Consider the following 10,935-nt stretch of genomic DNA (forward strand, 5'->3'; position numbering starts at 1 on the left):
TGTCGCTGTCCTGATTGCCGACGATCAGCCAGCCCCCGGTCGGATCAATAACAAATTCGCGTGGCGTTTTGCCAAGCGTCGAATTGCGGCCGAGCAGCTTGAGATGACCATCGGACGGATTCACGGCGTAGGTCAGGATTTCGTTTGCATCGCCGCGATTGGTGGCATAGAGAAAGCGGCCATCCGGCGACATATGGATCGCGCCGCCGCCCACCTTGCCCTTGAAGCCGGGCTGGGTCATCGGCAAGGTTTGCCTCAACGTGAGCTTGCCGTCGTCATAGTCGTACACCGATACCGACGCGTTCATTTCGGTCGTGAGGTACGCGTGCTTGCCGGCTTGATCGAAGATCAAGTGGCGCGGCCCGGAGCCCGGTTTCACGAGCGTATAGCGTGACTCGGTCGGGCCGAACAAGCCGCGGCTGCCGTCGGGCGTATATCGATACGAATAGATCTTGTCGGCGCCCAGGTCCTGCGCAAACAGATAGCGGCCGTCGGGCGAAAACACGGTGGAGTGCACATGCGAATTGTCCTGGCGCCCTTTCACGGGACCGCCGCCGTCGTGATGCACCGTAAGCACGGACGGATCAACCCGGTCGCCTTTCAGCGGAAATACGGCGAAGCTGCCACCCGGATTCGATGCCACCGAGTAGTTGGCCGTTAGCAAATAACGGCCATCCGGCGATAAAGCGAGATACGCGGGATCGTTGCCATCGGAGGAGACGCGGTTCACGAAGGTGAGTTGCCCGCTCGGCGGATCGAAACGGAATGCGCTGATGCCCCCGCGCTGCGAAGCGGGACCGTTGTCACCGGGAAGCTCGTTGACGGCGTAGACATGCTGCCGATCTTTGCTCACCACCAGATACGACGGATTCACCGCCTGCGCGGATGAAAGGCGCGTGATCGCGCCGGTGCCCGTATCGAACCGGTACACATAGATACCCTCGCTCTTGCCGCTGCCGGTATACGTGCCCACGAGCAGGTCGAATACGCCGTTACTGGACGCACCGGAAGCAGTAGTTGACGTGCCGGCCGCCGTCCCCGCCCCTTGTGCGAAGGATTGGGCCGCAGCAAACGACAACACAGCGGCAACGCCCGCCGCGACACCTTTCGACATCAATTGCGCCCGTCCGGGTTGACGTTCGGACCCAGACAAACCCGCCGGCCCGGCGCCGCGGCACGATCTTTGCGTGGGAGCGAAGTTCCGGACACGGAGCGTGGAAGCAAGATGAGGAAAGCGACGAGAAAAACGCGTCAAACGAGTGAAATAAGTGAAATCCGCCAATTGCATACTGCCTCCTGATCGTTCGTTATTACGGCTTGTTCAGGGCTTGTTTCAAGCTTGTTTCAGGTTACGCGAGCCGTGGAATGCGCCCGATTGTCCCAATTGTCACCGGTCACCGCTTCGGCGCATGATGCAGACCATGTAGACCTGATGCACACCCATTCCCATCAAAAAATCAACAAGGAGTCACCATGGATATCCATCTGAGCCTCGGACCGCTGGTTGCGCTGATAGCAGGCATTCTGATCCTCATCGTGCCGCGCCTGCTCAACTTCATCGTCGCGATTTACCTGATCGTCATCGGACTGATCGGCGTGTTCGGACTTAGCGCGACCCATTTCTGACGACGGCGGCCCCAACACCGCCATAGCGTTGTCATCCGCGACGCGCTCCTTAAGACGCGCTTAGGAGAGCGAGGTTCCAAGCGAGGTTCCGAACGACGTGCAAACGCTGAGCGCGGGATCGCAATTCGCGATCCCGCGCTCCAGGAATGGTTTGCAATCGAATCAAGGCGCTGCGTGCTGCAGCGCAATCAGGTTCAGTTGTTGGCAAGCTGGTCGAGCCGCATGCGGCCCTGCAGCGACAAGCCACCTACCGCGGTATGCCCGTTGATCTCGCGATGCCGCGTGAAGCAGGCGCGTTCGATCAGGAACGACGCAGCGGTTTCCATCCCGTTGCGGGACAGGCCGAGATTCTTGTAATTGAGATCCAGGAGCGTATTTTGATCGGCGATACGGCTCGCAGCCGACAGGATGGCGATGCAATCAGCTCTCGACGGATTCAGCATGGCTTTCACTTTCGATGTCCTCGAAAACGTTAAGCAAGCAGGGAGCGCGTGACGTGCATCAACGGGTCCTGTGCCGCGAACCCGCGTGGCTATCTTCGGACGAAACGTCAGACGCAAAGATTCATTCTAGGCATTTGTCACAAGTTTTTTCAACCTTCCTGCGCTTGCGGGTTTGCAAGGCCGTTTGCATCCGGATTGGCGGGCCGCGACCTGGGACAAAAGCTTGATCCCGATAAGCACGAAAGACGCGAAACCCGAATGCGCTTCATAATCGATCGCTCGAAAGGCTGGAAGCTTGCCTCCCCCAACTACGCGGCGCGTGAACTGCGGCCGCATCGACTTCACTCTCCTAGCCTATGCCCGCATTGATTGAGGACTACGCCCTGGTCGGCGACGGCCACACCGCCGCCCTGATTTCAAAAGAGGGCTCAATAGACTGGCTGTGCTGGCCACGCTTCGACTCCGGCGCGTGTTTTGCGGCCCTGCTGGGCACGCCGGAAAACGGCCGCTGGCTGATCACGCCCGACCTGCCCGACGGCGCCCCTCCACCAGTCATCACCCGCCGTTATCGCGGCGATACGCTGATCCTGGAAACGGATTTCGAAACGCCCGACGGGAAGGTTTCGCTTATCGACTTCATGCCGGTCCGTGACGGCGCGTCCGACCTCGTGCGCATCGTGGTGGGGCGGCGCGGAACGGTGAAGATGAAGATGGAACTCGTGCTGCGCTTCGATTACGGTTCCTCCATTCCCTGGGTCAGCAAACTCCCCGACGAAAGCGGTATTCGCGCGATCGCCGGTCCCGATCTCTGCGTGTTGCGCACGCCGATCGAGCTCAGCGGCGAGAACATGCGCACGGTCGGCGAATTCACCGTGAGCGAAGGCGAGCGCGTCCCCTTCTCACTCGTTTATTCGCAATCGCACTTGCGCCTGCCGCGCGCGCTCGATCCCCATACGCAGTTCGCACGCACCGAGAATTTCTGGCTGGAATGGTCCGGACGCAGCAACCTTGACGGCCGCTGGGGTTCGGCCATCCGCCGCTCGCTGATCACGCTCAAGGCGCTGGCCTACGAACCGACCGGCGGGATTGTCGCGGCGCCAACCACGTCGTTGCCGGAGCAACTCGGCGGCACGCGTAACTGGGATTATCGGTACTGCTGGTTACGCGACGCCACCATCACCCTCCTCGCGATGATGCGCAGCGGGTATTACGACGAAGCGCGCGCCTGGCGCGCATGGCTGGGCCGCGTGATGGCCGGGTCGCCGGATCAGGTGCAGATCATGTACGGCATTGCGGGCGAGCGGCGTTTGCCTGAATGGGAGGTCGACTGGCTGCCGGGTTATGAGAACTCCAAGCCCGTACGCATTGGCAACGGCGCGGTCAACCAGTTGCAACTCGATGTCTACGGCGAAGTCATGAATGCGCTGCATCTCGCGCGCGTGGGCGGCCTGCAAGCCGATGACACCGTGTGGTCAATTCAGCGCGCCATGCTCAATCATCTCGACACGGTCTGGCAGGAAGCCGACGAAGGCATCTGGGAAACGCGCGGCGGGCGTCAGCAATTCACCTTTTCGAAGGTCATGGCGTGGGTGGCTTACGACCGCGCGATCAAATCGGCGGAACAGTTCGGGCTGGAAGGCCCGCTAGACCACTGGCGCAACCTGCGCACCACCATTCATGCAGACGTGTGCCAGAAAAGCTGGAATCCGTCGATGAACTCGTTCGTGCAGACGTACGGCGGCGACGCTCTCGATGCCAGCTTGCTATTGATTCCGTTGCTCGGCTTTCTCCCGCCGGAAGATCCTCGCGTGATTGGCACTCTCCACGCCATTGAGCGTGATCTCACCCACGACGGGCTGGTCAAGCGATACCACACGACGGAAGTAGAGGACGGCCTGCCGCCCGGGGAAGGCACGTTTCTGGCGTGTAGCTTCTGGCTGGTCGACAATCTCGCGCTACAGGGCCGCCACGACGAAGCCTATGCGATGTTCGAGCGTTTGCTCGGTCTCGCCAATGACGTCGGCCTGCTGGCCGAGGAATACGACACAGTCGCGAAACGCCTGGTTGGTAACTTTCCGCAGGCGTTTTCGCATGTTGCGCTCGTGCATACCGGCATGAACCTGATGCGTCACGAACAAGGCATGGCGAAGGCGACAGGGCAGCCTGCGTCGCGTCCGGACAAACCCTCGGACGCAGCGCTCGCAAAAGAAAGCAAATCGTAATGTTATTCGAATGATTGACGAAATTTGACGGTTTTGACGCAAAATTCCTGCTGAATAGCGGTACAGAGCACGTATGTTGCGTTGCACAAAAGCGCGTTCTTAGCTATGATCGAAGAGGCTTTCCGACCGGTCGTTCGGCGAATGAATAGGTTTATTGGGGTCTTATAGCAGTCTGTGTGACGGCTTAGCCGGCGTGTGTTTCGTGTGCTGTTCCATGTTCAGCCCAGAAGGCGCAATGCCGGCTTGCCCAGTCCCCGCTCCATTCCCGTGACCCTCGTTGAGCAAATAAGCAATAACGAAGCAATAACGAAGAACCACGAAGCAACAACTAATAACTGCCAGCACCACAATGCGGTGCAATCGACGAACTGCACGCCGGGCCGGGAACCAGCGAAAGCCTGATCCCGGCATGACGCCACCGCCGATAGAGGCCAACCGCCGGACAGGCTCCCGAACACGGGCGTAACCGGTTTTTTACAGGTCAGACATGCTCTATCAATTCCACGAATTTCAGCGGGCCATGTTGAGTCCCCTCACGGCATGGGCGGAAGCGGCATCGAAGTCGTTCACCAATCCTTCCAGCCCGCTCGCGTACGTGCCCGGTTCCACGCGCCTCGCGGCCGGCTACGAATTGCTTTACCGCTTGGGCAAGGACTACGAAAAGCCAGAGTTCGAATTGCATCAGATCGAGAAGAACGGTCATGCCATTCCTATCGTCGAGCAGATCGTGATGGAAAAACCCTTCTGCCGGCTGATCCGCTTCAAGCGTTTCTCGGACGACAGCGCGACTGTCACCGAACTCAAGACCGAACCTATCGTGCTGGTCTGCGCTCCGCTTTCAGGTCACCACTCCACGCTGCTGCGCGACACCGTGAAGACGCTGCTGCAGGATCACAAGGTCTACCTGACAGACTGGCTCGACGCTCGCATGGTGCCGCTCGAAGACGGGTCGTTCCATCTGGACGACTATGTGGAGTACATCCAGGACTTCATCCGCCATATTGGCGCGAAAGATCTGCACGTGATTTCGGTGTGCCAGCCGACCGTGCCGGTGCTCGCCGCCATCGCGCTGATGGCCAGCCGCGGTGAAGATACGCCGCGCACCATGACCATGATGGGCGGCCCTATTGATGCGCGTCGGAGCCCCACGTCGGTCAACTCGCTGGCGAGTGAACATTCATACGAATGGTTCGAGAACAACGTGATCTACACGGTGCCGGCGAACTATCCGGGTGTAGGCCGCAAGGTGTATCCGGGCTTTCTGCAGCATGCCGGCTTTGTCGCCATGAACCCGGAGCGGCACGTGACGGCGCACTGGGACTTCTATCAGAACCTGATGCGTGGTGACGACGAAGATGCGGAGCAACATCGCCGCTTCTATGACGAATACAACGCCGTGCTTGACATGGACGCCGACTATTATCTCGACACCATTCGCATTGTGTTCCAGGAGTTCCGCCTGGCCGAAGGTACGTGGGACGTCAATGGTGAGCTCGTGCGTCCACAGGACATCAAGAACACGGCACTGCTGACCATCGAAGGCGAACTCGACGACATTTCCGGTAGCGGCCAGACACGTGCGGCACATGACCTGTGCACCGGCATTCCAGCGAAGAACAAACGCCATTACATGGCTGAGAAGGCCGGCCACTACGGCATTTTCTCGGGACGCCGCTGGCGCACGATGGTGTATCCGCAACTGCGCGAATTTATTCTCGCGCACGACAAGGCGCCTAAGAAGGAAGCTGTCGCGGCTTAATTCGGCGTTGATCCGGATCGATGCCTGAAATTAATTGGCATGACAAAACACGCTGCGTTTTACGCGGCGTGTTTTTTTGTGCGGCCTCTCTTCAGTGAGAAGGCCGCATAAGGCAGATGCGTTAGCGTCGCAGCAAATACGCGAGCAACAACTCCGTGTTCATCTTGATGATTTCATCGCGTTCGGCGTCGCGGCTGAAGTCGAGTCCGAACGTGGCTTCGAGCGTGAATCGATTCGATACGATGTAATAGCCCAGACCCGACAAGGTCACGTAAAAGCGCAGCGGGTCGACGTTATTGCGAAATAGTCCGGCGTGCTGACCACGTTCGAGAATCTTCGTGAGCGTGGCGACCACAGGCGATATCAACTCTCGAATCCGCGTGGAGCCCTTTATATAGCGGGCTTCGTGCAGATTTTCGTTATTGATGAGCCGCAAGAGTTCGGGATGCTCACGATAATAATTCCAGATGAAATGCGCCAGTTGCGTGATGGCTTCGACGGGTGCGATTCCATCAAGATCCAGCGTCTTTTCAGCGTCCGTGAGTGCGGCGAATGCATGTTCGAGCACAGCCGTGAACAACTGCTCCTTGCTGCCGAAATAATAGTAGAGCATTCGCTCGTTGGTTTCGGCACGGCGTGCTATCTGGTCGACACGCGCGCCGAACAAGCCACCCGCAGCAAATTCCTCTGCGGCGGCAAGCAGGATGCGACGGCGTGTACCCTCGGGATCTCTTTTGATTTTTGGCTGGTTCATGGTGGCTTTGTGATCGACAAACCGCGTTATCGAAATAGCGTCACGCGTTCCCGTGTCCTCAGGAAGCATGCGATGGATCGGTTACGCCAACGTGAGTGGGGAATACCGTCCTGCAGTCAATCGAAAGCAATTTGATTATGTGCACATCGTTGGCATGTTGGCAATTGGGAATGATTGGGAACCGCTTGAAATTCAGCGATAATGCCGCTTCCCGTGCGCCGGTCGGAAACGCCCGAACATGACGTCAAGAATGAGCGCGCACCTGAACGGTCGACATGTCCCGTGAGCTGTCACTGAATGTCGCCGAATGCGGATCGTACGGGTCGAGCGAATGGCCAAACATCTGTTTTGTCAGATCGACAGGCCCTGCTAAAGCCGTATGAGCGAGCCGTTCGCGTTGTACGCATTAGTGCCCGGCTCACCAAGCCCGTTCGCGCCGCCTCCCCATGCTGTTATTAGCAAGCCGTTAATGTGACCGTAGTGACTGCAACCTCTTCCAAGACACTCGCCGACCAGATCGAAGACCGGCTGCCCCAGACGCAATGCACCAAATGCGGCTACCCCGCATGCCGCCCGTATGCTGAAGCCATTGCAGCAGGCGAGGCAAACTACAACCAGTGCCCGCCGGGAGGCCAGGAGGGGGTGGTCCGCCTCGCGAGCCTGCTGGGCATGCCTGTCATTGCGCTGAATCTGGATAACGGCGTTGAGCGGCCACGGCCGCTTGCGGTCATCGACGAAAATCTTTGCATCGGATGCACGCTGTGCCTGCAGGTATGTCCAGTCGATGCAATCATCGGCGCGGCGAAGCAGATGCACACGATCATCCCCGAACTGTGCACCGGCTGCGACTTGTGCGTGCCACCCTGCCCGGTCGATTGCATCGCCATGGTCCCGGTCACGGATGAGAAGACCGGCTGGGACGCATGGAGCCAGCAGGAAGCCGACGCGGCGCGCGAGCGGCACGATGGGCGGCTGGCACGCCTCGCCCGTGAACGCAACGCGGCCGAAGCGCGCAAGGCGGCACGCATGGCCGGGTCGTCGGGTACCGCGTCGGGCAGCGAGCCGGGCATTGAGTCACGCACTCAAGCGGATGGTCAGCCGGATGGATCAGTTGATCCAAAGAAGGCTCAATCCGCCACCGCCACTGCCACCGCCGCCGAAGATGACGCACAGGCGAAAAAGCGCGCCATCATCCAGGCGGCGATGGACCGTGCCCGCCAGAAGAAAGAAGAAATGGCCAGACTCGGCGCGGGACCGAAAAATACCGATGCGATCAGCCCGGAGGTACAGGCGCAGATCGATGCAGCGGAAGCTCGGCGACACCGGCTCGGCATGATCCGCGCGGATGACGACAAAAGTTCGACACCGGCCATCGACCCTGACCGTGAACCGGGTAACCCTGGTAGCGATAACAAGACCTGAACACGATGAACCCCACAAAACGCCGTGCGATCTTTGAAACGCTGCAAAGCCTGAATCCGCATCCGACTACCGAACTCGAGCATGAATCGCCGTTCGAATTGCTGATCTCGGTGATGTTGTCGGCACAAGCCACCGATGTCTCCGTGAACAAGGCGATGCGACGCATGTACCCGATCGCCAACACACCGGCCAAGGTGCTCGCACTCGGGGAAGAAGGCGTGACGGAGTACATCAAGACCATTGGGTTGTTTCGGACGAAGGCGAAGAATGTGATCGCCACGTGCAAGATCCTGATGGAGCAATACGGCGGCGAGGTGCCGGACGATCGCGAGGCGCTCGAAGCACTGCCGGGCGTAGGACGCAAGACGGCCAACGTGATCCTGAACACAGCGTTCGGCCATCCGACCATCGCCGTGGATACGCATATCTTTCGGGTATCGAATCGCACCGGGCTCGCGCCGGGCAAAGACGTGAAAGCGGTCGAAGCGGCGCTTGAGAAGTTCGTCCCCGATGAATTCAAACAGGATGCCCACCACTGGCTGATCCTGCACGGCCGTTATGTATGCCGCGCACGCGTGCCGGAATGCTGGCATTGCGCGATCGAGCCGCTGTGCGAGTACCGGCCGAAGACGCCGGCGCCTATTGAATAGGCAGGATAAGCGCGGCGGGCCAAAGCGGGCCAAAGCGGGCGAGAAGCGGGCGAGAAGCGGCGATGCAGCTTAAAATGAGCCTCTGAAAACGACACTCGCAAGCACGCTCCCCAACCATGTTCAACCCCAGCCGCGACGAAGTTCGCCAATTTTTCACCGACACCTGGCGCAAGCAGCGCGAAGGTGGCGTCCTGACACCGCTTGAGAGCATTGCCGCGGACTGGATCGGTGAGCATCCTGAATATCAGCAAGAACTCGCCGATCCCGACGTGGCCCACGCCGACTACTCCCCGGATCAGGGCAAGAGCAACCCGTTCCTGCATTTATCGATGCATCTTGCGATTACCGAGCAACTCTCCATCGATCAACCGCCCGGCATCCGGCGCGCGCATGAGCGGCTGGTCAGCCGCATGGGTTCGACGCACGACGCCCAGCACGCGATCATGGAGTGCCTCGGACAGATCATCTGGGAATCACAGCGCGACAACACGCCGCCGGACACCGACGCGTATCTTGCGCTGATAGAACAGCGGGCGTCGCGAGACTGAAGGGCCGAGCGCTGAACCGAAAACAAAAACACCCCGCGGGCAGATTACCGGCGGGGTGTTTGTTTATGCGCACATCAAAACAACAACGGACAACAACGATCCGGCGACGCCTACTTCTTCACGACCAGATCGCCGTCCAGCGATTCGATATACGCCGAGATGTCTTTCAGATCGCTTTGCGACAAGCTTTGCACCTGAGCCGCCATGATCGGATTGTTACGCCCGAAGTTCGGATTGCCGTTGCCCATCTGGTACTGACGCAGCGCCCAGTAGAGATAATCGGCGTGCTGGCCCGCAAGCTTCGGATACTCCGCGCTCACGGGCTTGTTCAGGTTCGGGCCGTGGCAGGCCGCGCAATTGTGGGCCTCGGTGAGCACCTTGCCATTGCTTGCATCGGCTGCATACGCCGGCTGCATGGCCAGGACGTTGATCGCGCCGATCAGCGCGGCTGCCGTGCATGCTGTCTTCAACACTGTGTCGAGTGCCTTCATGAATTCTCCTATCCGCGATTAGTGATTACCGGGTGACGGGCGCCCTGGATCTGACAATCAGATACGGGCGCAACGCGGATCACTTGTCGGGATTGTTCTTCGAAGAGGGGGTTTGCGCGGCGTAATACGCTGCGATGTCGGCTATATCCTGATCGGACAGCGTGGTCGCTATGCCATGCATCGTTTCAAAATGGCGATCGCCCTTCTTGTAGGCATGCAGCGCGTTCTCAATGTAGCGGGCGCTCTGGCCGCCGAGCATGGGAACCCGGTACACCTCGGGATACGCGGTGCGATAACCGGGAATGCCGTGGCACCCGATACACATCGCAACTTTGCCCTGGGCTGCTTTCGCGTTGCCCACGACATCGGCGGATGCCTGTGTCGCGAAGCCGGCAAGCCCCGACAGCGCTGCGATCACGGCACATTTGCCGACGAATTTATTCATAGCTTCTAACCTGGCATGAGGGGAAATCCGGCACCTTGGACGCCTGGCGTTCCGGGACTTTCTCGGGACTGGTCAAACGGACGCGCGCGGCAATGATGGCATTGAATGGTCGCATTCAATCGTACCTTGGAGGGCATTTCCACGAACTTCCGTTTTTCCAGCCACGCGGGCCAAAAAAATCGCGCTAATTGTACCGCGCGACCTACCCTGCGTCCACCGGCCGCAGCGGGGTCGGCTCCAGCGCGCAAGGCCGTGGGGCTTGGGGTCCCGGGAGACTGCGACAATCTGTCCGATGGACATTTGCTTCTCCTTCGGCCGTAACGCGGCGATTGAGGCCCGCTTGAGCCCGATCGGACCTTCCGGGGGCGGCGCCCCCAAAACCCTTCTGACTTATACTGCAATTTTTCCTTCTCCGAGGGACGCGTCATGCGTTTTGAAGGTTCATCGCAATACGTCGCCACCGACGATCTCAAGCTCGCCGTCAACGCCGCCATCACCCTGCAGCGCCCGCTTTTGATCAAGGGCGAGCCCGGCACCGGCAAGACGATGCTGGCCGAGGAAGTCGCCGCCGCGCT

General features: G+C 59.5%; 12 protein-coding genes. 7 read left to right on the forward strand and 5 right to left on the reverse strand.

All coding sequences use genetic code 11. The annotated features are described in order from the left end of the window. The coding region (locus JWR14_RS13180; protein ID WP_299707082.1) for a lactonase family protein at positions 1 to 1,114 on the reverse strand (1,114 nt) is incomplete at its 3' end. A 359-nt stretch (positions 1,115 to 1,473) separates the two neighbouring features. On the opposite strand from JWR14_RS13180, the gene JWR14_RS13185 reads away from it, so the two are divergent. Beyond that, positions 1,474 to 1,626 (forward strand): DUF3096 domain-containing protein, encoded by a 153-nt coding sequence (locus JWR14_RS13185; protein ID WP_299707085.1) that lies wholly within the window; start codon positions 1,474 to 1,476, stop codon positions 1,624 to 1,626. A 194-nt stretch (positions 1,627 to 1,820) separates the two neighbouring features. Here the strand turns inward: JWR14_RS13185 and JWR14_RS13190 are convergent, their stop codons facing one another. Next, positions 1,821 to 2,069 (reverse strand): hypothetical protein, encoded by a 249-nt coding sequence (locus tag JWR14_RS13190; protein ID WP_299707123.1) that lies wholly within the window; start codon positions 2,067 to 2,069, stop codon positions 1,821 to 1,823. Between the two features lie 356 nt (positions 2,070 to 2,425). Between JWR14_RS13190 and JWR14_RS13195 the strand changes: the two genes are divergently transcribed. Both JWR14_RS13195 and phaZ read left to right on the forward strand, forming a co-directional pair. Then, complete coding sequence (locus tag JWR14_RS13195) at positions 2,426 to 4,291, forward strand: glycoside hydrolase family 15 protein (RefSeq protein WP_299707088.1); 1,866 nt, start codon at positions 2,426 to 2,428, stop codon at positions 4,289 to 4,291. Between the two features lie 487 nt (positions 4,292 to 4,778). Beyond that, positions 4,779 to 6,050: a polyhydroxyalkanoate depolymerase gene (phaZ, locus tag JWR14_RS13200; protein WP_299707091.1), complete on the forward strand. Its 1,272-nt coding sequence runs from the start codon at positions 4,779 to 4,781 to the stop codon at positions 6,048 to 6,050. A gap of 121 nt (positions 6,051 to 6,171) precedes the next feature. Here the strand turns inward: phaZ and JWR14_RS13205 are convergent, their stop codons facing one another. After that, complete coding sequence (locus JWR14_RS13205) at positions 6,172 to 6,804, reverse strand: TetR/AcrR family transcriptional regulator (RefSeq protein WP_299707094.1); 633 nt, start codon at positions 6,802 to 6,804, stop codon at positions 6,172 to 6,174. Positions 6,805 to 7,284: 480 nt separating this feature from the next. On the opposite strand from JWR14_RS13205, the gene rsxB reads away from it, so the two are divergent. From rsxB to JWR14_RS13220, 3 genes are all read left to right on the forward strand, one after another. Further along, positions 7,285 to 8,226: an electron transport complex subunit RsxB gene (rsxB, locus tag JWR14_RS13210; RefSeq protein ID WP_299707096.1), complete on the forward strand. Its 942-nt coding sequence runs from the start codon at positions 7,285 to 7,287 to the stop codon at positions 8,224 to 8,226. 5 nt (positions 8,227 to 8,231) lie between these two features. Beyond that, complete coding sequence (nth, locus tag JWR14_RS13215) at positions 8,232 to 8,876, forward strand: endonuclease III (RefSeq protein ID WP_299707099.1); 645 nt, start codon at positions 8,232 to 8,234, stop codon at positions 8,874 to 8,876. 116 nt (positions 8,877 to 8,992) lie between these two features. Next, positions 8,993 to 9,424 carry a DUF1841 family protein gene (locus JWR14_RS13220; protein WP_299707102.1) on the forward strand — a complete coding sequence of 144 codons (432 nt, stop codon included), beginning with the start codon at positions 8,993 to 8,995 and terminating at the stop codon, positions 9,422 to 9,424. Positions 9,425 to 9,534: 110 nt separating this feature from the next. Here the strand turns inward: JWR14_RS13220 and JWR14_RS13225 are convergent, their stop codons facing one another. Together JWR14_RS13225 and JWR14_RS13230 are read right to left on the reverse strand one after the other, a co-directional pair. After that, the gene (locus tag JWR14_RS13225; protein ID WP_299707105.1) at positions 9,535 to 9,915 is read right to left on the reverse strand and encodes a c-type cytochrome; all 381 of its coding nucleotides are present in this window, start codon (positions 9,913 to 9,915) and stop codon (positions 9,535 to 9,537) included. Positions 9,916 to 9,994: 79 nt separating this feature from the next. After that, a complete protein-coding gene (locus JWR14_RS13230) occupies positions 9,995 to 10,360 on the reverse strand; it encodes a c-type cytochrome (protein WP_097261818.1) in 366 nt (121 codons plus the stop codon). Positions 10,361 to 10,786: 426 nt separating this feature from the next. Here JWR14_RS13230 and JWR14_RS13235 point away from each other — a divergent pair. Continuing rightward, positions 10,787 to 10,935, forward strand: a 149-nt coding sequence (locus JWR14_RS13235; RefSeq protein WP_299707126.1) for an AAA family ATPase, incomplete at its 3' end; no start/stop codon positions are given.

It is taken from the genome of Caballeronia sp., assembly GCF_028292365.1.
GTDB lineage: Bacteria > Pseudomonadota > Gammaproteobacteria > Burkholderiales > Burkholderiaceae > Caballeronia.